The 21,838-nt window shown below is 70.8% G+C and carries 22 protein-coding genes; 14 read left to right on the top strand and 8 right to left on the bottom strand.

All coding sequences use genetic code 11. The features are described 5' to 3' along the window. The 3 genes from JOF36_RS16705 to JOF36_RS16695 all read left to right on the top strand — a co-directional run bounded on the left by JOF36_RS16705 (position 1) and on the right by JOF36_RS16695 (position 3,239). Complete coding sequence (locus JOF36_RS16705) at positions 1-609, top strand: acyl-CoA-like ligand-binding transcription factor (protein WP_307862754.1); 609 nt, start codon at positions 1-3, stop codon at positions 607-609. A gap of 317 nt (positions 610-926) precedes the next feature. Next, complete coding sequence (locus JOF36_RS16700) at positions 927-1,763, top strand: mycofactocin-coupled SDR family oxidoreductase (RefSeq protein WP_372447386.1); 837 nt, start codon at positions 927-929, stop codon at positions 1,761-1,763. An 87-nt stretch (positions 1,764-1,850) separates the two neighbouring features. Beyond that, positions 1,851-3,239 carry an MFS transporter gene (locus JOF36_RS16695; RefSeq protein ID WP_307862422.1) on the top strand — a complete coding sequence of 463 codons (1,389 nt, stop codon included), beginning with the start codon at positions 1,851-1,853 and terminating at the stop codon, positions 3,237-3,239. 78 nt (positions 3,240-3,317) lie between these two features. On the opposite strand, the gene JOF36_RS16690 is transcribed toward JOF36_RS16695, so the two are convergent. From JOF36_RS16690 to JOF36_RS16670, 5 genes are read right to left on the bottom strand one after another with little or no spacing between them, the layout of a single operon-like run. Beyond that, entirely contained in the window at positions 3,318-4,025 is a 708-nt protein-coding gene (locus tag JOF36_RS16690; RefSeq protein ID WP_210027813.1) for an NADPH-dependent F420 reductase, read from the bottom strand. After that, positions 4,022-4,426 (bottom strand): SRPBCC family protein, encoded by a 405-nt coding sequence (locus JOF36_RS16685; protein WP_210027811.1) that lies wholly within the window; start codon positions 4,424-4,426, stop codon positions 4,022-4,024. Before JOF36_RS16685 ends, JOF36_RS16690 begins: the two co-directional genes overlap by 4 nt. Before the next feature lie 46 nt (positions 4,427-4,472). Then, positions 4,473-5,390 carry an SDR family NAD(P)-dependent oxidoreductase gene (locus JOF36_RS16680; protein ID WP_210027809.1) on the bottom strand — a complete coding sequence of 306 codons (918 nt, stop codon included), beginning with the start codon at positions 5,388-5,390 and terminating at the stop codon, positions 4,473-4,475. A 27-nt stretch (positions 5,391-5,417) separates the two neighbouring features. Beyond that, complete coding sequence (locus JOF36_RS16675) at positions 5,418-6,389, bottom strand: VOC family protein (protein WP_245350873.1); 972 nt, start codon at positions 6,387-6,389, stop codon at positions 5,418-5,420. A gap of 50 nt (positions 6,390-6,439) precedes the next feature. Then, the gene (locus JOF36_RS16670; protein WP_210027808.1) at positions 6,440-7,681 is read right to left on the bottom strand and encodes an amidohydrolase family protein; all 1,242 of its coding nucleotides are present in this window, start codon (positions 7,679-7,681) and stop codon (positions 6,440-6,442) included. A 336-nt stretch (positions 7,682-8,017) separates the two neighbouring features. Here JOF36_RS16670 and JOF36_RS16665 point away from each other — a divergent pair, with 336 nt between their 5' ends. The 5 genes from JOF36_RS16665 (at position 8,018) to JOF36_RS16645 (ending at position 12,080) form a co-directional block, all read left to right on the top strand. After that, positions 8,018-9,295, top strand: a complete 1,278-nt coding sequence (locus JOF36_RS16665; protein WP_210027806.1) for a cytochrome P450 — start codon at positions 8,018-8,020, stop codon at positions 9,293-9,295. A 3-nt stretch (positions 9,296-9,298) separates the two neighbouring features. Then, positions 9,299-9,499 (top strand): ferredoxin, encoded by a 201-nt coding sequence (locus tag JOF36_RS16660; RefSeq protein ID WP_210027804.1) that lies wholly within the window; start codon positions 9,299-9,301, stop codon positions 9,497-9,499. A gap of 53 nt (positions 9,500-9,552) precedes the next feature. Then, complete coding sequence (locus tag JOF36_RS16655) at positions 9,553-10,293, top strand: SDR family NAD(P)-dependent oxidoreductase (protein ID WP_210027802.1); 741 nt, start codon at positions 9,553-9,555, stop codon at positions 10,291-10,293. 81 nt (positions 10,294-10,374) lie between these two features. Next, on the top strand, positions 10,375-11,190 hold the full coding sequence (locus tag JOF36_RS16650) for a mycofactocin-coupled SDR family oxidoreductase (protein WP_210027800.1): 816 nt from the start codon (positions 10,375-10,377) through the stop codon (positions 11,188-11,190). Positions 11,191-11,198: 8 nt separating this feature from the next. Beyond that, entirely contained in the window at positions 11,199-12,080 is an 882-nt protein-coding gene (locus JOF36_RS16645; RefSeq protein WP_210027799.1) for a hypothetical protein, read from the top strand. A gap of 18 nt (positions 12,081-12,098) precedes the next feature. On the opposite strand, the gene JOF36_RS16640 is transcribed toward JOF36_RS16645, so the two are convergent. Further along, entirely contained in the window at positions 12,099-12,665 is a 567-nt protein-coding gene (locus tag JOF36_RS16640; protein ID WP_281072466.1) for a TetR/AcrR family transcriptional regulator, read from the bottom strand. Positions 12,666-12,824: 159 nt separating this feature from the next. Between JOF36_RS16640 and JOF36_RS16635 the strand changes: the two genes are divergently transcribed. Both JOF36_RS16635 and JOF36_RS16630 read left to right on the top strand, forming a co-directional pair. Beyond that, on the top strand, positions 12,825-14,177 hold the full coding sequence (locus tag JOF36_RS16635) for a hypothetical protein (RefSeq protein WP_210027797.1): 1,353 nt from the start codon (positions 12,825-12,827) through the stop codon (positions 14,175-14,177). After that, positions 14,174-15,634, top strand: coding sequence for an acyl-CoA reductase (locus JOF36_RS16630; protein ID WP_210027796.1), 1,461 nt, complete (start codon positions 14,174-14,176; stop codon positions 15,632-15,634). Before JOF36_RS16635 ends, JOF36_RS16630 begins: the two co-directional genes overlap by 4 nt. 66 nt (positions 15,635-15,700) lie before the next feature. Here JOF36_RS16630 and JOF36_RS16625 read toward each other — a convergent pair whose 3' ends face one another. Further along, positions 15,701-16,303, bottom strand: a complete 603-nt coding sequence (locus JOF36_RS16625) for a carboxymuconolactone decarboxylase family protein (protein WP_210027795.1) — start codon at positions 16,301-16,303, stop codon at positions 15,701-15,703. Between the two features lie 212 nt (positions 16,304-16,515). On the opposite strand from JOF36_RS16625, the gene JOF36_RS16620 reads away from it, so the two are divergent. Both JOF36_RS16620 and JOF36_RS16615 read left to right on the top strand, forming a co-directional pair. Further along, a complete protein-coding gene (locus JOF36_RS16620; protein ID WP_210027794.1) occupies positions 16,516-18,324 on the top strand; it encodes a flavin-containing monooxygenase in 1,809 nt (602 codons plus the stop codon). Continuing rightward, positions 18,321-18,782 (top strand): nuclear transport factor 2 family protein, encoded by a 462-nt coding sequence (locus tag JOF36_RS16615; RefSeq protein WP_210027792.1) that lies wholly within the window; start codon positions 18,321-18,323, stop codon positions 18,780-18,782. The genes JOF36_RS16620 and JOF36_RS16615 overlap by 4 nt, the downstream gene beginning before the upstream one ends. 3 nt (positions 18,783-18,785) lie before the next feature. Here JOF36_RS16615 and JOF36_RS16610 read toward each other — a convergent pair whose 3' ends face one another. Further along, positions 18,786-19,592: an enoyl-CoA hydratase/isomerase family protein gene (locus JOF36_RS16610; protein WP_210027791.1), complete on the bottom strand. Its 807-nt coding sequence runs from the start codon at positions 19,590-19,592 to the stop codon at positions 18,786-18,788. Between the two features lie 190 nt (positions 19,593-19,782). Between JOF36_RS16610 and JOF36_RS16605 the strand changes: the two genes are divergently transcribed. Together JOF36_RS16605 and JOF36_RS16600 are read left to right on the top strand one after the other, a co-directional pair. Then, positions 19,783-20,496 (top strand): GntR family transcriptional regulator, encoded by a 714-nt coding sequence (locus tag JOF36_RS16605; protein WP_210027789.1) that lies wholly within the window; start codon positions 19,783-19,785, stop codon positions 20,494-20,496. Positions 20,497-20,562: 66 nt separating this feature from the next. Beyond that, positions 20,563-21,801 (top strand): CaiB/BaiF CoA transferase family protein, encoded by a 1,239-nt coding sequence (locus JOF36_RS16600; RefSeq protein WP_210027786.1) that lies wholly within the window; start codon positions 20,563-20,565, stop codon positions 21,799-21,801. Positions 21,802-21,838: the final 37 nt, after the last annotated feature.

The following is a 21,838-nucleotide window of genomic DNA, read 5'->3' as shown; positions in this document are numbered from 1 at the left end:
CTGACCACCGACACCACGCTCGGCCGGCGCGAACGGAAGAAGGTCGCCACGCGCGGGGCCATCCAGCGGGCGGCCCTGCTGCTGGCATCGCAGCACGGTGTCGAGAACGTGACCGTCGAGCAGATCGCCACCCGGGCGGACGTGGGCCTGCGGACCTTCTTCAACTACTTCCCCAGCAAGGAGGACGCGATCCTCGCGAGCACCGTGCCGGGACTGGAGACCCTCATCGCCGAGGTCAGCACCCGGCCGGTGGGCGAGCCGGTGCTCGTCGCGCTGCGCGAGGCGGTCATGCGGGTAATGCAGCATCGGGACGCGGCCGGTCGCGACCGACTCCTCGCCCTGCGCGTCGTCCGGGACAGCCCGCTCCTGGCCCCCCGCCAGATGGCGATGCACTCGACCTACGAGAAGGCCCTCGCCGATGCGATCAGCGCCCGGGTGGATCCGGGGGCGCCGCCGATCTACCCCGCGCTGTGCGCCGCCGCCGCACTCGCCGCCCTCCGCGTGGTGCTCCACCGCTGGCTCGACAGCGGCGACGCCCCCTCTCCCGAGCTGCTCCGTCAAGAGGTGACCGACGCCTTCGCCCTCCTGGCCGACGGCCTGGACCGCTAACCCACGCGAGCCGCGTAGATCAGGTTACTCACCTTCGGCTTGCGTCCGAGCTGTCGACCGCTCCCCAGAGAGAAAGGTCCCGGGCGCGTGCTGACGCCGGGTACTCGCCTATCAGAGCCTGAGCTGCTCCGTTCGCGCTCACGTGCGGGCCCACACGGACCACCACCGGCCCCGACCGGACCGGATCGCGCGGCACGACAGACTATCGCCACGCCGCCTGTGGGGTATTAGAGTAACCCCAATCACTCAATTCTGAGACCCAACCCATTTCGCCGGGAGACACTGTGACTGGACGACTGACAGGCAAGGTTGCCTTCGTGACGGGCGCGGCTCGCGGCCAGGGCCGCAGCCATGCGATCCGGCTGGCGGCCGAGGGCGCCGACATCATCGCGGTCGACCTGTGCGAGGACATCCCGAGCAACGAGTACCCGCTGGCCACCGACGCGGACCTCGCCGAGACGGCCAAGCTGGTCGAGTCGTACGACCGCCGGGTGCTCGCGCGCAAGGCGGACGTCCGCGAGCGCACCCAGCTGCGCGAGGCGGTGGACGCCGGGGTGGCCGAGTTCGGGCGGCTGGACGTGGTCGTCGCCAACGCGGGGATCGCACCCTTCGGTAAGGGGACCCCGCTGCAGGCCTACTTCGACACCATGGGAACCAACTACATCGGGGCGCTGAACGCGATCGAGGTCGCGTTGCCGCACATGACGGAGAACGGTGGATCGATCATCTGCACCGGTTCCACCGCCGCCCTGATGACCCACGGAACCAGCAATCCCGCGAACGGTATCGGCGGCGCCGCGTACACGACCTCCAAGCGTCACATCGCCCGGCTGGTGCACGAGCTGGCGGGCCACCTGGCGCCGCGCCGGATCCGGGTGAACGCGGTCCACCCGTACAACGTCGACACCGACATGCTGCACAGCCCGCCCATGTACCGCGTCTTCCGGCCCGATCTGGAGAACCCGACGCGCGAGGACGCCGAGGCGGTGTTCGCCGCCGGCTCGCCGATGGGCATCAAGTGGATGGACGCCTCCGAGGTCAGCGACTCCGTCGCGTTCCTGGCCAGCGACGAGTCGAAGTACATCACCGGCCTGCAGCTCAAGATCGACTCCGGACAGATGCTGCCGATGAGCAGCGCCGGCATCGCCGACTAGGAAGCGGAACCGACAATGACGTCCTCACACGCTCCTCTCGTACCGCCCCTGGTCCGCCCTACCTGGGTGATCATCACCGTTCTGATCGTGGCCGACATCGTCAGCTCGATCGAGTCGGCGATGATGCTGATCGCGCTCCCCCGCCTGATGGAGGTGTTCGACGCGAACGCCGCGGACGTCAGCTGGGTTGTCACCGCGTTCCTGTTGGTGGCCGCCGTCTCCGCCGCGGTCTGCGGGCGCCTCGGTGACATCTACGGCCGGCGCCGGCTACTGATCATCCTGTTGCTCGTCTCCGTCATCGGCTCGATCGTGTCCATCGCGACGGGCACGCTCATCGGAGTCGTGATCGGACGCGCCATCCAGGGCGTCTCCGGCGGTATCCTCCCGCTCTGCTTCGGCCTCGCCCGCGAGCACCTGGCCCCGAAGCGGGTGCCGATGGCCATCGCCCTCATCGCCGCGACCGTGATGCTGGCCGCGGCCCTCGGCGGTCTGATGAGCGGCATCATCATCGACAACCTGGACTGGCACTACCTGTTCGTCGTCGCGGGTGTGATCGCCATCGTCTCCGCCGTCGCCTGTCTCGCGCTGCCCAGGTCGACGGTCGTCGCCCGTGTCGAACGCATCGACTACGGCGGCGCCGTGCTGTTCGCCGCGGCGATCGCGCTGGTCCTGCTCGCCGTAACCAAGTCGGCCACCTGGACCTGGGCGGACGGGCGGACGATCGGCGCTGCCGTGGCCGGCGTGGCGGCGCTGGTCGCGTGGGTCTGGTGGGAGCTGCGCCACGAGAGCCCGCTGATCAACATCAGGATGTTCCGGCAGCGCAAGCTCGCCCTCTCCCTGGCCGCGATGGTCTCGCTCTCCGCCGGTCTCCTCGGCGGGGCGGTCGTCGTCATCCCGCTGGTCTACATCTCGCCGGCCGACGCTCCGGTGGGACTCGGGCTCAGTGCCACCGTCGCGGGCGCCATCGGGGCCGGGAGCACGATCCTCGCCTTCGCCGCGGCGCCGATCAGCGGGCGCATCGCCGCCAAGGCGGGCGCACGCCGCCCGCTGATCATCGGCACGGTCCTCGGCATCGCCTCCGCCATCGCTCTGGCCGCACTGAGCTCGACGGTCGTCGGCTTCGCGTTCGCGGTCGCCATCGGCCTGATGGCCACGTCCTTCGTCACGACCTCGCTGCCCAACCTGATCATCGAGGAGGTCCCCGCCGAGAACACCGGCGAGATGACCGGGATGCTCACCGTGGTCCGCCTCGCGTTCACCGGCGTCGGTACCGCGATCGTCACCCTGCTGCTGAGCCTGTCCGTCGTGCCCGGCACTAACTACGCCACGACCGGGGCGTTCAACTCGGTCTTCGTGTTCATCGGCGCCTGCTGTGTCGCCGGACTCGTGCTGGCCCTGCTCATGCGCCCGAACGCCCGGGCCGCCACCACCCCGGCACCGCCTCTGGCGCCCCGGGTCGGCGCACCGGAAGCCTGACCGGCGGTGATCGACGGCTGGGGAGTGTTGCGTCCGCGTCGCGAGCGCCCCACTCCACAGCCGTCGATCACCCCACGATCAGCGCGGGGCTCGTCCGACCAGCGCGCGCAGGGTCGCCGCGGGAACCGCGACCCCCGGGGTCTCGGCGAACCAGGTGGCTCGGTCCACATCGGACGGCTCAGGCCCACGGTAGGGAGCGCCGAAGGCCGGGGTGCCGGGTTCGATGCACCCGCTCTCGTCCAGCCCGCCGACGACGACGGCGTCGTAGCCGAGCCGATCGTGCAGCCCGACGACGCGGTCGACGGCCGGTGCCCGGTCCCCCGCGACCGGGAGCGCGCTGCGCTGCGGATCACCCGGGGGCCGGGCCAGGCTGCGCAGCCGACGGGAGTCGATCGTGTTGAACGCCTTGACGACCGCGGCTCCCGGGAGACGGCGCTGCACGAGTGTGCTCGAGGTGACCGCGCCGGCGTCGAGCTCGGCGATCGGGCCGTTCCAGCCCGGGTAGTAGTTGGTGGCGTCGACGACGGTCCGCCCGGCGAGCGCGGTCGCGGGCAGCTCGGGGAGCGCGTGCAGCGGCACGGCCACGACGACGATCCCGGCGGTGGCGGCGACCTCGGCCGCCGTCACCGCCCGCGCCGCGGGCCCGAGCTCCGCGACGAGTTCCGCCAGGGTGTGCGGGCCCCGCGAGTTGCCCAGCACGACGTCCAGGCCCGCCGACACGGCGAGCCCGGCGAGCGCTGAGCCCTGCCTGCCGGCCCCGAGGATCCCGAGGGCGGGAGGGGTCACGATGCCCGGAGGTCCTCGAGTCCCTGCTCGAACGTGGCCCGGATGCCCCCGGTGAGCGGCTCCTCGAGCGAGGGGGCGCAGTGGAAGCTCGCGCCCCAGCTCAGGACGGACCCGCCGGTCGCGCCGGGGGTGACCCGGAGCTCGGCCTCGTAGTCCGACATCGGGCTGGTCTCGTCGGTGATCATCCGGTAGCGGACGAACGTCGGCCCGAAGTCGACGAGCTGCTCGGCGACCCGGGCACCGCTCGCCAGTGTGCAGAGCCGGGTGCCCGGCCGGGTCTCGTCCGCCGCGGTGGCGTTCACCCCCGCGGACCAGGTGTGGATCCCGTAGTAGTCCGTCACGATCTTCGCGAGCTCGTCGGGGTCACGGTCGGTCGTGAGCTCGGCGTGTACCTCGGGCATGGTGTCCACCTCGGATGTCGTCGGAGAAGTCGGCGTGCCCCGGGACTCAGCCGGCGGCGCGGTGGGCGAGGAAGCGCCCGGCCCAGGAGTAGAGGTCGGCAGGCACGTGGTACCCGGACTCGTCGTTGATCGCAGCCCAGTTCTCGGCGACGTCCTCGACGGTCAGGTCGGTGATGGACGGGTGCACGTATCCCTCGGTCTCGGCGATGAAGACCCGCGCGCACCGCCCCGCCCCGGCCGCGTAGACCTCGCCCGACACCGGGCAGCTCTCGTGCGCCAGGTAGGCCACCACCGGGGAGACCAGGTCCGGCTCCATGTCGGCGGGCGCGGGCGGCGCCTGCCCGTCCGGGTCCTTGCCCGCCAGCCGCGTCACCGCCGCCGGGGCGATCAGGTTGATCCTGATGTCCTGGTCGCCGGCGTTGACCTTGATCGCCCGGGCCAGCCCGATCGTGCCCGCTTTCGCCATCGCGTAGCTGAGGTTGTCCGGTGCCCCGAAGATCCCGTGCGAGGTCGTCAGCACGATCCGGCCGTAGTTCTGCGCCACCATGTGCGGCCAGGCCGCGTGCACGGTGTTGAAGGAACCCCGGACGTGGACCGCGTAGTGGCTGTCCAGGATGTCGGCGTCCGCGTCCGCGATGCCCGCGAAGTGGACGTTGCCCGCGTTGTTGACCACGATGTCGATCCGGCCGAACCGCTCCACGGCCTGCTCGACGATCGCCCGTCCACCCTCGGGGGTGGAGACGTCGGCGGCGTTCGCGACCGCGGTGCCGCCCGCCTCGGTGATCTCGTCGACGACCGCCTGCGCGGGCCCGTCGTCGTGGCCCTCACCGCGGGTGTTGCCACCGAGGTCGTTGACCACCACGGCGGCACCGCGCGCGGCCAGCAGCCGCGCGTGCGCCCGCCCGAGCCCGCGACCGGCGCCGGTGACCACCGCGACGCGTCCCTCGAAGCCGTACTTTTCCATGTTCCTGCCTCGGATCGGGGGACGCCGTCAGACGCGGTCGTCGCCGGGGAGAACGGCGGTCGTGAAGCCCCACGGGACACCGAGCGCGGTCGCGGGGTCCACGACGATCGTGTCCGCGGAGCGCAGCGCGATCCGGACGCCCTGGGCCTCGAGGTGCCGCTCGACCTTCGCCAGGTCCGCGACCCGGAAGGTGAGTGCGTGGTACGTGTCGTGCGGGGCGCGGGCCGCCCGGTCGGCGTGGGCCGCGGTGCCCTCGTCCGGCACCGCGTACTCGAAGACGGAGTCCGCCAGCCGCACCCAGGTGCAGGTCGTGCCGCGCACCTCGTCCCGTCCCTCGCCGATGACGGTGCCGCCGAGCACGTCGACGGTCAGCTGCATGACGCGCTCGGGCCGGTCGGTGAGGACCGTGTGGTGCGAGCAGCAGACGATGCCGAGCGGGTCGTCCTCGGACACCGGCGGCCGGGTCCAGCCCGGCGTGGTCCGCGGGTCCAGCGGCGAGGGGCCCGGGGGCGGCGGCATGAACTCGTAGCGGATCCCCGCGTCCTCGGGGTAGGTGAAGAACAGCGGCATCGGCGCGCCCGCGGCGTGCGGCGGCTCGTCGCCGTCCGCGAGCTCGTCGAGCTGGCTCATGACCTTGATGCCACGGCGCTTGAGCTCCCCGAAGAGCTCGGTCATCCCCTCGACGTACCAGCCGAGCGCCTTCAGGTGCGGAGTCTCGACCGCCGCGTAGCGCTGCTCGCCGAGGATGACGTACTTCTTCGGGTCGATCGTGTCGAACAGGACGTCGCTGATCGGGGTGAACGTCGAGTAGTCCGGCCCCTTCTTCCCGTCCGTCCGGTTCTTGGACAGGATCGACAGCGGGATGCTGTCCCGTCCGAACACCCGGCGGAACCACTCCTCGGCCTCGTTCAGGTCCGGGACGTGGTGGCTGGGGTGGAACATCATCGTGGCGCGGTACGCCGGGACCACTGCTGCGCTGCTGATCGTGTCCTCCGACATCGGGTCGGTCCTCTCCTTCTCCGCCGGTGGTACCCGGTGCGAACGCGTGGTCATCCGAGGGTGGGGATCTTGAAGTCCATCAGCTTGGCCATGGTGCCGCCGACGATCTGGGCACGCTCCGCCGGATCGACGCCCTGGAAGAGGTGGTCGACCGCCTCGTGGCTGCGTCCGAAGGTGCCCTCCGCGTGCGGGTAGTCCGAGCCCCACACCAGCGTCGGGATCCCGGTGATGTGCCGCGTCGCGACCGCGACCGGGTCGTCCTGGAACGACACGTGGATCTGGCGACGGACGTACTCGCTGGGCCGCAGCGGGTAGGGCCACTTGTCGTTGACCTTGAACAGCCGCGCCATCGCGAACTGCTCACCGGCCGGCAGCGTCTCGTCGTACTTGCCGACCCAGTAGTCCGGGTCCTGCCCGATGCCGACCGTCCACGCCTTGTCCATCGCGCCCATGAGGCCGGCCAGCCAGTTGGCGTTGAACTCCACCAGGGCGAACTGCAGCTGCGGGAAACGCTCGCAGACACCACCGCCGACCAGCGAGATGAGGACCTGGCCCGGGGTCAGGGCGGCGTACATGCCCTGCCCTGTCATCCGGACGACCACGTCCTCCTCGGTGAGGTCCCGGTGTGCCTGGGCCACCGCCATCATCATGCCCTGCATGTTGCGGCTGGCGTCCTGCTCCATCTCGATGCCACCGCTGGCCACGTGGAACATGACGACCAGGCCGTTCGCCTGGGCCGCCGCCCACAGTGGATCGAACTCGCGCGAGTGGTACGGGACGTGCGGGGTCGCGGGCAGCAGGATCGCCTTGATCCCCCGCTTCGCCACCCGCTCGATCTCGGCGACCGCGTCCGGGACATCGGTGATCGGGATGACCGCACTGGGCTTGATGCGATCGGTCTGCTCGGTGAAGTTCTCGATGACGTAGTCGTTGTAGACCTTGGCGTGCGCCAGGGACCACTCGTGGTCGTTCGTGAACACCCACAGCAGGGTCAGGTTGGGGTGCATCACCTGACCCGTGATGCCGTCCAGGTCCATGTCCTCGAGGATCCGGTCCACCTGGCCGGTGTTCGGTGTCCCGTCGAAGTGCAGGAACCGGGAGTAGGTCCACCCGTCCATGCCCGGGGCGTGGGCCCGGCGGAAGAACCGCCTGCCGTCGTCGCCCAGGGGTTCGAACTCGAGGTCCTCCTCCCACACGGCGCGGTCCCGCAGGTTCTTCGGGAGCCTGGTCCTGAACAGGTCCGTCGGCTCCATGACGTGGCCGTCCACCGACACGAGAATCTCGTCGCTCACTTGTCTCTCCCTCGCCCTGCGGCGCCGGACCGATCGCCCTGTCCGTGACTGCCGCGCCGGATACCGGATGAATATGTACGGCCGAAGATGAGATCCGAGTGTCGGTGCGGGATTCGCGGGCTGTCAACGCGCCGGTACCGCCAGGCGGGACGGGAGAATACGAGCCTGCGAGCAGTTCGGCGCGACCTTGACAGCCCAGTTCGGCGGCGGCAACACTGCAGGCCATTTGGTCGTACAAATATGGCCCGCTCGCCATCCTGCGACGGTCGGGGCCTGTCACGACCGAGGGCGACGATCTCCGTGCCCGGCCACCACCGACGGCTGATGGGAAGACGAATGACCGAACTGCGCGACGTCGACTACTTCCGTGACACGGACACCGCTCTGCGGCCGTACCCGTACATCGACGAGCTGGTCCGGGAGAGCACCGTCTGGATCGAGCCGACCTACGGCGTCGCCATGGTGACCGGGTACGACGAGGCCCTGACGGTCATGCGCGACACCGACACCTACTCGGCCGCCCCGATGATCGCCGGCCCGACGCCGGACTACGGCATCGAGTTCACCGGGGACGACATCGACGAGCAGCTCGCCGCGGTGCGCCACCGGCTCCCCTTCAACGACCAGATCGTCACGATGGACCCGCCGCTGCACACCATGCACCGGGCGCTGATCATGGGTCTGATCACGCCGAAGCGCCTCAAGGAGAACGAGGACTTCATCTGGCAGCTCACCGACCGCCAGCTCGACGTGGTCCTTCCCCGCGGCGGGTGCGAGATCGTCGACGACTACGCCCAGCCGTACGCGCTGCTCGTGGTCGCGGACCTGCTCGGGGTCCCCGAGGAGGACCACGCGATGCTGCTGGCGAAGGCCGGCGTGGCAGGACCGGGCTCGCTCGGCGACACCACCGCGCCACCGCCGAAGGAGCACCGCGGGCTGACCCACCTCTACGACTACTTCACCGATCGGATCGCGCAGCGCAGGCGTGAGCCGAAGGACGACGTGCTCACGCGGATGGCGCACGCGACCTTCCCGGACGGCACGCTCCCGGAGCCCCTCGACGGGGCCCGCATCGCGGCGAACCTCTTCGCCGCCGGGCAGGAGACGACGGTGCGCCTGCTGGCCACCGCGATGCAGATCCTCGGCGACGATCTCGAGCTCCAGCAGCGGCTGCGGGCGGATCACAGCCTCGTCCCGAAGTTCATCGAGGAGGTTCTGCGCTCGCAGGGGCCGATCAAGGGCAATATGCGGCTGGCCCGCAGGTCCACCACCCTCGGCGGCGTCGACATCAAGGCCGGCACCCAGGTGTTCGTGATGCACGGCGCCGCCGGACGCGACCCCCGGCAGTTCGAGAACCCCGAGCGGTTCGACGTCGACCGGCCGAACGTGCGGCGCCACGTCGCGTTCGGGCACGGCGTGCACACCTGCCCGGGTGCGCCGCTGGCCCGCTCGGAGGTCCGGGTGACCCTCGAGCGCCTCCTCGACCGCACCTCGGAGATCCGCATCTCCGACGCGCACCACGGCCCCGCGGACGCGAGGCGGTACGACTACATGCCGTCCTACATGTTCCGCGGGCTCACCGAACTCCATCTCGAGTTCGTCACCGAGGGCTGAGGCGTGGCACGCAAGATCGAGATCGACCGGGACCTCTGCATGGGCTCGGGTCAGTGCCTCTTCTACGCCCCGCACACCTTCGACCAGGACGACACCACGATCGCGATCGTCGCGGACGCGGACGGCGACCCGGCGGACGACATCCGCACCGCGGTGAACACCTGTCCCACCCGGGCGCTCTCCTTCGACGAGGACGGCGCATGACGCCGGCGCGGCCCGCAGCGGCGGCGCCTCGACAGCACACGAGGAGTGAGCCGATGAAGGTCGCCATGGTCACCGGCGGAGGGTCCGGCATGGGCCGGTCCGTCTGCCTGCACCTCGCGCAGCGCGGCGACGCCGTCGCGGTCGTGGACCGGGACGCCGACGCCGCCGAGCACGTGGCCGAGGAGATCCGCTCCGCGGGCGGTACCGCCGCTGCCCTCGAGACCGACGTGAGCGACCGGGCCCAGGTGGACGAGACCGTCGCCAAGATCCGGGCCGACCTCGGCCCGATCGGGGTCCTGGTCACCAGCGCCGGGATCAGCGGTTTCACGCCGTTCATGGAGATCACCACCGAGGCGTTCGAGCAGATGCTCGCCGTCAACCTGACCGGCACGTTCCACTGTGTCCAGTCGGCGATCCCGGACATGATCGACTCCGGCTGGGGACGGATCGTCCTGGTCAGCTCGTCGAGCGCCCAGCGCGGCGGGCCCGGGATGGCGCACTACGCGTCGTCGAAGGGCGGTGTGTTCGCCCTGACCAAGTCGCTGGCTCTGGAGTTCGCCCCGCTCGGGATCACCGTGAACAACATCGCGCCGTCGTCCATCGAGACACCCATGCACGCGGGTGCGCGGGCCGCGGGAAAGCTCAGCTCCGTCGAGGAGGCGAGCGCCCGGATGCCGGTGAAGCGGCTGGGCACCGGCGACGACATCGCCGCCGCGGCCCTGTTCCTGGTCTCGGACGAGGCCTCGTACTTCACCGGTCAGACGATGGGCGTGAACGGCGGCTCCTACATCTGAGCCGGCGGCAGCACCCCCACCCCGCACTGGAGCGACGTCCTGCGACCTCGTCCCCGACCGTCTCACCGATGGAGGCCCAGCATGACCGGACGACTGGAGGGCAAGGTCGCCCTCATCACGGGTGCGGCCCGCGGCCAGGGCCGCGCGCACGCGGTGCGCCTGGCCCGGGAGGGCGCCGATGTCGTCGGCGTGGATCTCGCCGGTCCGCTACCGAGCGTGGACTACGACTCCCCCACCCCGGACGACCTCGCCGAGACGGCGAAGCTGGTCGAAGAGCAGGGCCGCCGGATCATCACCGCCCGGGTCGACATCCGGGATCCGGCCGGGCTGCGGGCCGCCGTCGACGAGGCGGCGGCCGAGCTCGGCAGGCTCGACGTCGTCGTGGCCAACGCGGCGATCTGCGTCCCGCGGTCGTGGGACGAGGTCACCCCCACGATCTTCGACGACACGCTCTCGACGAACGTGACCGGAACCTGGAACACCGTCATGGCCGGCGCCCCGCACCTGGTCCGTGCGGGCGGCGGGTCGATCATCCTGGTGAGCTCCGCCGCGGGGATGAAGGTGCAGCCGTTCATGGTGCCCTACACCACCAGCAAGTTCGCGGTCCGCGGGATGGCCAAGGCCTTCGCGGCCGAGCTGGCCAGGCACCACATCCGGGTGAACAGCCTGCACCCCACCGGCGTGCGGACCCCGATGGCGAGCGAGGGCATGTCCGCACAGCTGCACAGGGCGATGGAGCACGACGCACGCCTGGGCCCGATGTTCTCCAACCTGCTACCGGTCGACGTCACCGAGCCCGAGGACGTCGCGGAGGTCGTCGCCTTCCTCGCCTCCGACGAGTCGCGCTACATCACCGCGCACGAGGTGGCGCCCGATGCCGGTGTCACCGAGTTCTGACCGGACCGATGGTGGAGTTCGTCGACGGCGCGCCGGACGATCTGTCCCTGGTGGATGATCCCTACGGGACGCTGCCCTGGTCCGGGCCGGAGGCGGCCGGTGTCGGGCACGCCCTGATCACGATGGTCGAGCCGCACCGCGATCGGCTGCGCGAGTACAACCGGTGGTACGAGGACAACCACTACTTCGACGGCGCCATGCAGCTGCCGTGGATGTTCTCCGGCCGGCGGTTCGTGGCGCCCCTCGATCTTCAGGCACTGCGTTACCCGGCCGGCTCGCCGGTCGCCCGGCCGATCACGGCCGGGAAGTACGTCTCGGTCTACTGGATCACTCCGGGGCGCCGGCACGACCACATGGCCTGGACCTTCGCCACGAACGCGCGGCACCGGGTGACCGGGAACATCAGCCTCGCCCGGGACCACGTGTTCACCTCGTTCCAGGACCACGCCGGATCCGTCTACCGCGACGCCGACGTGCCGGACGTGCGGTGGAGCCTCGTCGACCCGCCCGCCGGTCTCGTCCTCCAGGTCGTCGACGCGGACGTTCCCGAGGACCGCGACGCACTCGAGCGGTGGCTGGTCACGGAGCACCTGGCGCGCCGGCTCGGCCCGGGGTCGCCCGCCACCTGCGTGCTGGTGTTCCGGACCAACCCGCCGGACCCCGGGCACAGCGAGGCCGTGTACCGCTCCCAGCTCGCGGTGACCAACGGCGGGCGGCGGCTGACGGTCCTGTGGATGCTCGACCGGGATCCGCGGGAGGTCTGGGCGGAGCACTTCGTGGATGAGGTGGAGCGTGTCCTCGCCTCCGGCCTCGGCCGCACGGCGCTCGTCGCGCCGTTCCTGCCCTGCCGGATGGGTACGAACGCCTACGAGGACGCGCTGTTCGGCTGACCGGGTCGCGGCCCCGCCTCAGCGCCTGCGCACGCCGTCGAGGAAGAGCCGCACCGCGAAGCGGATGGTCTCGTCGACCTCGTCGGTGACGCCGTCGGCGAGGCCGGACACGATCGCCCGGGACGGCCCGCCCACGGTGAGGCCGAGGAACGCGGTGGCGGCGCGCCGCGGTTGCGCGATGTCGAGCTCCGCGCGGTGCCGCTCGAACAGGTCGACGAGCACCTGCGCCACGGGTCCGACGAAGCGCTCGATCGCCGCCGGGTAGAGGTCCGGGAAGCGGTAGGACTGGGTGATCAGGATCCTCTGTAGCTTGATCGACGACGCGCTGGCGAGGTTCTCCACGCGCAGCCGTGCGATGGCCACCAGGGACTCCCCCAGGTCGTCGGTGACCACCGCCTCGACCACCTCGCGCGAGATGGTGAAACGCTCCACCGCACGCTCCACAGCGGCGATGAACAGGGCGGACTTGTCGGCGTACCGCGCGTAGACGGTGCGCTTCGACATCGCCGTGCGCGAGGCGATCTCCTCGACCGTGGCCTGCTCGAAGCCCTTCTCGAGGAAGACGTCCAGGGCCGTCCCGAGCAGCTCCTCGTGCCGCGCCGCCTGCTGCTCACGTGTGGGACGACCGACCCGCCCGCGCTTTTCGGTATCCTGAATGACTTCCTCCTCCTCGCCGCCCCATGCATAATGGAACGCACCGGTACCATTCTAGGCCCCGGTGACGACGACGTCGGGAGGACAGCCATGGGCGAAGCCGCAGACCGCCTGTTGAAGCTCGCAGAATCGGCAGACCGGTTCGACATCCCGTTCGAGGACCTGCAGCAGCTGCAGGTCGAGGCCGTCGACGAGCGTTTCCAGGAGCGCCGGTCTGCCGTCCGCCTCCTCGAGCGGCGGGCCCAGGAGGCCGGGCTCGACTCCGTCCGCAGCCGTCAGGACATCGTCGGGCTCCTGTTCCCGCACACCGCGTACAAGAGCTACCCGGAGTCGTTCCTGTCCGCGGGCCGGTGGGACCGGCTCAGCCGCTGGCTGGACACGGTCTCCGCGCACCGCGTCCCCGCACTGGACGTGGACTCGGTCTCCGACATCGACGACTGGGTCGAGAAGCTGAAACCGAGCGGCCACTTCGTCTCCTGTTCGAGCGGCACCACGGGCAAATCGGCAATGCTCGTCGCCTCGCAGGCGGATCTGGACTGGATCCGCAAGGACACCCTCGCCGCCTTCACGTGGGGGTCCGGAATCACCCCAGCCCAGGACCGCCGCATGATCAGCGGTGGCGGCGTCACGGCGATGGTCCCCCGCAACATCGCGACCGGCGGTGCATACCGGGACGCACTGCAGGACCCGGCCCACGAGCCGTTCCGCTCGCCGATGCCACCGGTGACCATCGGCGCGCTGACCTCGATGACCGTGCTGCGGCAGGCGGTCGCCGCGGGCACCGCGAAGCCGGAGGACCTGCGCCACTACGAGCAGGTCTCCGCCGAGCGTGAGAAGGCCCTGGCGAACGCCGTGGAGGCCTCCGCCGCGGCCGCGATCGCGGCGCGCACGGACAAGCTGCACGTGTCCGGCATGTGGTCGAGCGCCTACGCGCTGGCGAAAGCCGTGCGGGACAAGGGCTACGGCGGCGCGGACTTCAACCCGGACAACTCGATGTACGTCGGCGGCGGCCTCAAGCTGGCCAAGCTCCCGCCGGACCACCGGGAGTTCGTGTTCGAGACCTTCAACATCGACCCCCGCCGTGGGCTCTACATGAACTACGCCATGCAGGAGCTGCACACGGCGATGCCGCGGTGCCAGAAGGGCGAGCGCTACCACGTGCCGCCGTGGCTGGTCCCGCTGGTGCTCGACGCCGAGGGGGAGAACGTCCTGCCGGCCACCGGTGAGGTCGAGGGCCGCGCCGCGTTCGTCGATCTCTCGATCGACGGCCGATGGGGCGGCGTCATCAGTGGCGACAAGATCACGCTCGACTTCGGGCCGTGCGGCTGCGGTGCGCGCGGACCGTCGGTGCGGGACGACGTGACCCGCTACACCGACATCAAGGGTGACGACAAGATCGGATGCGCCGGCACGGTCGACGCCTACGTACGGGGGATCGTATGACCGCCACCACCGACCGGCAGATCTCCGTCGACGCGCCGTTCTTCCTGCGGGGCGAGGTCGTCGAGGGCACTGAAAGCACTGCGGGCACTGCGGGCACTGCGGGCACCGACAGTGCTGAGGGCTCGGCCGAGACGCACGGCTCCCGGGAGCTGGGCGTGCGGTTCCGCACGCCGCGCCTCGAGCTCGACCGCCTCGTGACGCCGCGGACCGAGGTCCCGCCGCTGCTCGACGTCCCGGTCACCGAGATCATCGACTTCCTCGTCGAGACCGGCCGGAAGATCGCGGACCCGGCCAACACGATCATGCAGGAGTGCATCGAGCGGATGGCTTCGACGCACGTGCTGCCGGCCGAGATGCTGTTCCGCCAGGCCCGCTACGCGGCGGACTACCTGGACCGGAAGCTGCTGACCACACTGGTCGAACGCAACTTCCCCGATCCGCGCGCTCTCGACGAGTGGGTTCCCCAGCGGGACCACACCGGTCGCAAGAGCTTCGTGCGCGCGTTCGGCCCGCGGTTGGTGCACGTGCTGCCGGGCAACTCCCCCGGCGTCGCGGTGAAGTCGATCGCGGAGGGCGCTCTGGTCAAGGCCGTCAACCTGTTCAAGATGCCGTCGAGCGACCCGTTCACCACGGTGGCGATCCTGCGCACGATGGCCGAGATCGACCCGGAGCACCCGATCGTCCGGTCCATGTCGGCGGTCTACTGGCGTGGTGGGGACGCCTCGGTCGAGCAGGCGCTCTACCGGCCGCAGTACTTCGACAAGATCGTCGCCTGGGGTGGCGGGCCCGCCATCGACAACGTGATCAAGTACCTGGGCCCGGGCTTCCAGCTCGTGTCCTTCGACCCCAAGACCTCGATCTCGATGGTGGGCCGGGAGGCATTCGCGTCCCCGGAGACACTGGCGCTGACCGCGGACCGGACGTCCTCGGACGTGATGATGCTCAACCAGGAGGCCTGCGTCTCCAGCCGCTTCATCTACCTCGAAGGCACCCAGGAGGAGGCCGACCGGTTCTCCGCCGCCCTGCACACCCGCATCGTCGAGCGCGCCGCGGACTCGGGCGACCGTCGTCGGCTCGACGCCGACCTGCGCGAACAGATCGACACCCTGTCGATGCTGGAGGACGACTTCCGGGTCTGGGGCCGCACGGACGGCACCGGCGTGGTGATCCGCTCCGACGAACCGGTCGACTTCCACCCGAGCAACAAGACCGCGAACGTGGTGCGGGTCGACTCCCTCGACGACGCGGTGCGCTACGTCAACGTGGCCACCCAGACCGTGGGCTTCTACCCCTTCGACCGGATGGCGGACTACCGCGACCGGCTGGCGAGCGGCGGAGCGCAACGCATCGTCCACCTGGGCGAGGCGGGGCCGAGCACGATCGGCAACCCGCACGACGCGATGTACCCGCTGCACCGCTTCGTGCACTGGATGGCGCACGAGGACGGGGTGGAGTAGCCGCGTCCACGCCGTGCCCGACGGGTGTGGACCGCGGTCCACACCCGTCGGAGCGGGTCGCCGGCCTCAGGCCTGCTCGGGGAAACCCGTCATGCCCTCGTCGAGCTGCAGCCCGAAGGTGTTCATCGCCATGGCGAGCATGTCGTAGGCGCCGACGGTGAAGACCAGGTCCATCAGCTCCTGGCGGCTGAGCTCGACGGCCAGCTCGGCCCACGTCGGGTCGGAGACGTAGCGGTCGTGGCACAGCTCGTCGGTCGCCCGCAGCAGCGCGGCGTCCAGGGGCTTCCAGACGGGCGAGTCCGCACCGACGGAGATCGCCTCGAGCTCCTCGTCCGTCATCCCGGCCGCCCTGGCCATCTTGACGTGCTGGACCCACTCGTACTCGCCCCGGCGCAGCCAGGCGATGCGGACCGTGACGAGCTCGCGTGCGCGGGCGGAGAGCGTGGAGCTGAACAGGTGGCTGTTGAAGCTCATCCAGCCCCGGGCGAGATCCGGGTGCTGGGCGAACGTGTCGATGATCCCCGACGGCGGTCGCGGGGTTCCCGCCGGCCGCTTGCCGGCGGCCCCGGGCGGGCGGAGCACCGACAACGCCTCCTCGACCCGGTCGTCCCAGTCCGCTCGCGGGCGCGGCGGGATCCGGACCGGGTGGGTGTCCCGGGACTTCGTCATCGGCAGACCTCTTCGTCAGGGAGTCGACAGTGCTGTGTGCAGCTATAGAGTAGCTTGATTTGACGCAACAGGCGTCGAGATCTTGGTATATGCCCGAAATTCGATGATTAAGGACTAGGAATTCTCGCACGTGAACGGTTAACTGTCAGTGTGCGCCCCATCGGAGGATGCGTGGTGCGACCACCCCGACGAGCGACGAGGACGACGCGCGTATGCCTCACCAGCAGCGGACCCCGGAGACCGAGTCCTGGCAGCCGGACGACCTGGAGGCGATCCGGGAGAAATACCGGGTCGAACGGGACAAGCGGTTGCGGCCGGACGGTACCGCCCAGTACCTGAAGGCGGCCGGCGATCTCGCCGAGTTCGCCGAGGACCACTGGTCGGACGAGCCCGTGGCACGGGAACCGGTCACCGACGAGGTCGACGTGGTGGTGCTGGGCACCGGGTTCGGCGGTCTCACCTCGGCGGCGCACCTGCGTAAGGCCGGGTTGGAGCGGATCCGGCTCGTCGACACCGCGGGAGGGGTCGGCGGGACCTGGTACTGGAACCGCTACCCCGGCGTCGCCTGCGACATCGAGTCCTACATCTACCTCCCCATGCTCGAGGAGATCGGGGGGGTACCCAGCCGCAAGTACGCCCCCGGCTCCGAGATCCGCCGCCACGCCGAACGCATGGCCGAGCACTTCGACCTGCTGCGCGACGCCCTGCTGCACACCGAGGTCACCTCCCTGCACTGGGACGAGGAGATCTCGCGATGGCGCGTCGGGACCGACCGCGGTGACGCGTTCACCGCCCGCTACGCGGTGATCTCCAGCGGACCGTTCAACAAGCCCAAGCTCCCCGGCATCCCGGGCATCGAGGACTTCGCGGGCCACTCCTTCCACACCAGCCGCTGGGACTACGCCTACACCGGCGGGTCCGAGACGGTCCGCGAGTACCCCGGCCTCGCCGACAAGCGCGTCGCCGTCATCGGCACCGGCGCCACGGGCGTGCAGGTCGTGCCCACCATCGCACCGTCCTGTGGCGAGCTGCTGGTGGTGCAGCGCACCCCGTCCGCGGTGGACCGGCGCGACGACCGCGAGACGGACCCGCAGTGGTGGGCCGAGCTGGAGCCGGGCTGGCAGCGCGAGCGACAGGAGAACTTCCTGGCCGTGGTCAGCGGCGCCCCCGCCGAGGAGGACCTCGTCGGTGACCGGTGGACCGACTCGGCGTCGGCCCGCGGGCGGCTGCGGCTGATGAGCGGCACCGGCGAGGATCCGGCCCTGGCCATGGAGATCGCCGACCACCAGAAGATGGCGGAGCTGCGGACCCGGGTGGCCGAGATCGTCGCGGACCCGGCCACGGCCGCCGCCCTGCAACCGTGGTACCGGCAGATGTGCAAGCGGCCCTGCTTCAGCGACGTCTACCTGCAGGCCTTCAACCGCGACAACGTCCGCCTCGTCGACACCGAGGGCCGCGGCGTCGACCGGATGACCGAGACGGCGCTGGTCGTCGACGACGTCGAGTACCCCGTGGACGTCGTCATCCTCGCCACCGGCTTCGAGGCCGAGGCGGATCCCGTGGTCCGCGCGGGCGCGGACATCCGCGGCCGCGACGGGCTCCCGCTGGCGGAGTACTGGGCGGACGGGCTGCGCACCCTGCACGGCTGGGTCAGCCGCGGGTTCCCCAACCTGTTCCAGCTCGGCAGCACCCAGAACGCGATCTCGTTCAACTTCGCGCACATCCTCGAGGAGCAGTCCGAGAACATGGCCGCGGTCGTCGCGGAGGCCGAGCGGCGCGGCGCGCTGGTCGAGCCCACGGCCGAGGCCGAGAACGGCTGGGTGGACACCGTCCGCGAGCGGGCGATGAACCTGCACGCCTTCCAGTCCGAGTGCACCCCCGGGTACTACAACCTCGAGGGGCAGCCGATGAAGCGGACCGAGCACTTCGGCGGCGGCGCGATGGAGTTCACGCAGCTGGTGCGGTCCTGGCGCGCCGCGGGCGGGATGGACGACGCCCTCTCCGAGCGGCCGGGGCGATGACCGGGGCGGAGCGGCTCGCCGCCGTCGAAGCGATCAAGGTCGTCAAGGCGCGCTACTTCCGCGGCGTCGACACGAACGACGGCGCTCTCGTCCGCTCGGTCCTGCATCCGGACTGCGTGCTCGACTACCGCGGCTGCACCACCGACCCGGCCAGCGGCCGGGACCTGGTGCCGTCGATGAACCGGGTGCTGGAGGGCAGGGAGTCCTGGCCGCTGGAAGGCTCGGCCGGGAGCGGGGTCGTCAGCGTCCACCAGGGGCACCAGGTGGAGGTCACCCTGACCGGCGACACCACCGCCGAGGCGATCTGGTCGATGAGCGACCGCATGTTCATGCCGCCGGGTGCGCCGGTCGCGCAGCTGCTCGGTTACGGCTGGTACCACGAGACGTACGAGCGGGTCGGGGACGAATGGCTGATCAGGACCCTGCGGATCCAGCGGATCCGGGTCGAGGCCGGCTAGAAGTCACCGAGCCGGCCCCGCGGGAGCCGGGCGGTACGCCGGGGTCTGTTTGGCCAGGAAGGCACGCACACCCTCCGCGCACTCCGGTGAGGTGAAGGCGGTCTCGCTCGCGTCGAGCGAGAGGTCGGTCAGCGCGGCCTCGGGCAGGTCGTGCACCCGGTTGAGGACCGACTTGCACAGCCCGAGTGCCCGCGGCGGACGGCGCAGCAGGACCGCCGCGAGCTCGTGGGCGGCCGCCATCGCCCCGCCCCGGGGCGCGACGCGGTTGACCAGGCCCCAGTCCAATGCCGTCGCCGCGGACACCGGCTCGCGGAGCAGCTGCAGCTCCTTCGCCCGTCCCGGTCCGATCCGGCGCGCCACCCGGAACGTCCCGGCGCTGCTGGGGAAGACGCCGAGGGTGATCTCCGGGGAGCCGATCCTGATGTGTTCCTCGGCGACGATCAGGTCGCAGCACACCGCGATCTCGAGGCCGCCGCCCAGGCAGAGGCCGTTCAGGGCGGCGATCGTCGGCGTCCCGGTCTCGGCGAGGTCGGAGAACGCGAGCATCTGCGGTCGCAGCTTCTGCTCGACCGCGACCCCCGGCTCCAGCATGGCCGAGAACTCGGTGATGTCGGAGCCTGCGGAGAACGACCGCTCCCCCGCACCGGTGACGATGATGACGCCGACGTCGGCGCGGGCGTCGAGCTCGGTCGCCCGCCGGCCCAGCTCGCGGGCGATCGACACGGTCATCGCGTTGACCGGTGGGTTGTCGATGGTCAGGATCGCGACGCCGTCGGCATGCACGTCGCAGGTGACTCGCGGGGACGACATGACTGAGCTCCTTCACGAGTGACGGGAGGACATAGCTCGGCAGCCGCTCGGCGCCGGCGGGACCGTCTCGGCGAGGGGGCTTGTGCGAGTACGGCACTCACTTTAGCCTCGTTTTCGGTTTTTGGATACAAGAACCGGAATGGCCGGCCCACCGAGCCGGGAACCCGCCCGAGCTTCGTAGGATGCGGAGGTGCAGTCCTTTGACACCCGGACCCTCGTCGAGCGGATCGCGGACGAGCTGCGTTCCCAGGTCATCGACGGGCGTCTCGAACCGGGGCGCCGGGTTCGGCAGGAGGACATCGCCGGGCGGCTCGGCGTCAGCCGCACCCCGCTGCGGGAGGCCTTCCGTCAGCTGGAGTCCGAGGGGTGGTTCACCAGCCACCCCCGGCAGGGCGTGCTGGTCTCCGCGATGTCCTACGAGGAGGTCTGCGAGATCGCGGCCGCCCGCATGGTGCTGGAGCCCGCGGCCGCGCGGGTCGCCGCCGTCGTCCACGACGACGAGGCGGCCGGGCGCCTGCGCGAGCTGGTGGAGCAGACCTCGGCCACGCCCGAGGTGCACGACTTCGACGGGCTCAACCGGGCCTTCCATCTCGAGGTCTACGGCGCCACCGACCACACGCCGCCGAACGAGCTGAGCCGGACCACCCGGCACTACTGGGAACGGTTCACCCGCTACCGCCGCTACTACTGGCGCGCGGAGGAGCACGTCTCCCTCTCCGCCGAGTACCACGCGCGGATCGCGGATCTGTGGTGCGCCCGGGACGGCGCGGCCACCGAGGCCGAGGTCGCCCGGCACATCATCTCGGCGATCACCGACCAGATCCGGGTCCTGCACCCCGGCAGCACGCCCGACCCGGCCCTCGCCGCGGTCTGCCGGCGCTACGACATCGAACTGCGTCTCTGACCGGGTCGCGGCGCCGTCGGACCTCACCCTCGTCCACCGCGCCCGACCCCATTTGGAGAACGCCCGATGTCCAGCACCGTGCCCGCCGCTGCGCACACCCCCGACCGGCCGAGCAGCGACTCGGTGTTCGACGGCCTGGTCGTGCTCGACGCCGCGACGCTGGTCGCCGGCCCGCTGATCTCCACCTACCTGGCCGAGTTCGGCGCCGACGTCATCAAGATCGAGCAGCCGGTGGGCGGCGACCCGATCCGGGCCTGGGGGTCGATGAAGGGCGACGTCAACCTGATGTGGAAGAGCCTCGGCCGCAACAAGCGGTCGGCCACACTGGACCTGCGCAGCCCCGAGGGCCGGGAGCTCTTCCGCCGCATGGCCCAGAAGGCCGATGTCGTCGTGCTCAACACCCGGCCGTCCACACTGGAGAGGTGGGGCCTGGACCATCCGCGGCTGGCCGCGCTGAACCCGCGGCTGATCGTGGTGCACGTGACCGGGTACGGCGCCGGTGGCCCCTACAGCGACCGCCCCGGCTTCGGCACCATCGGCGAGGCGATGTCCGGTTTCGCGCACGTGACCGGGGAACCGTCGGGCTCCCCCACGCTGCCCGGGATCATGCTCGCCGACTGCGTGGCGGGGGTGAACGGAGCGTTCGCCGTGGCCGCGGCGTTGCTCGCCCGGCACCGGACCGGACGCGGGCAGCTCGTCGACCTGAGCCTCGTCGAACCGCTGGCCCGCTTCGTCGAGCAGGCGACGCTGACCTACGACCAGCTCGGGACGATCCCCGCCCGGGAGGGCAACCGCTGGTCGATCAGCGTGCCCCGCAACACCTACAGGACATCCGACGACCGCTGGATCGCGCTCTCGGGCAGCTCGCCGACCATCGCGCTGCGGGTGTACGACGCGATCGGCCGTCCCGAGCTCAAGGACGATCCGGACTACGCCGACCCGCACCGCCGGATCGTCAACCGCGACGCCGTCGACGGCCTGATCGCCGGCTGGGTCGCCGCCCGGCCGCTGGCGGAGGTTCTGGGCACGTTCGAGGGCGCCGGCGTCGCGGCGGGGCCGGTCTACGACGCCGCCCAGCTGATGGACGACCCTCATCTGCGAGCTCGGGGCACCTTCGTGACCGTCACCGACGACGAGCTCGGGGACGTCCGGGTCCAGGCACCCGTCGCGCGGCTCTCCGACACCCCCGGGACCGTCCGCCACCTGGGTCCGGCGCTCGGCGCCGACAACGAGACGGTCTACCGCGACCTCCTCGGTCTCACCGGGGACGAGCTGGCCGGCCTGCGCCGCAGCGGCGTCGTCTGACGCCGGACGCCCGGACAGCAGGTAACGGGGAGAAACT

It is taken from the genome of Pseudonocardia parietis (assembly GCF_017876315.1).
Classification (GTDB): domain Bacteria; phylum Actinomycetota; class Actinomycetes; order Mycobacteriales; family Pseudonocardiaceae; genus Pseudonocardia; species Pseudonocardia parietis.
Note: the sequence above shows the minus strand (reverse complement) of the source record. Positions and strands in the feature narration are given on the sequence as shown.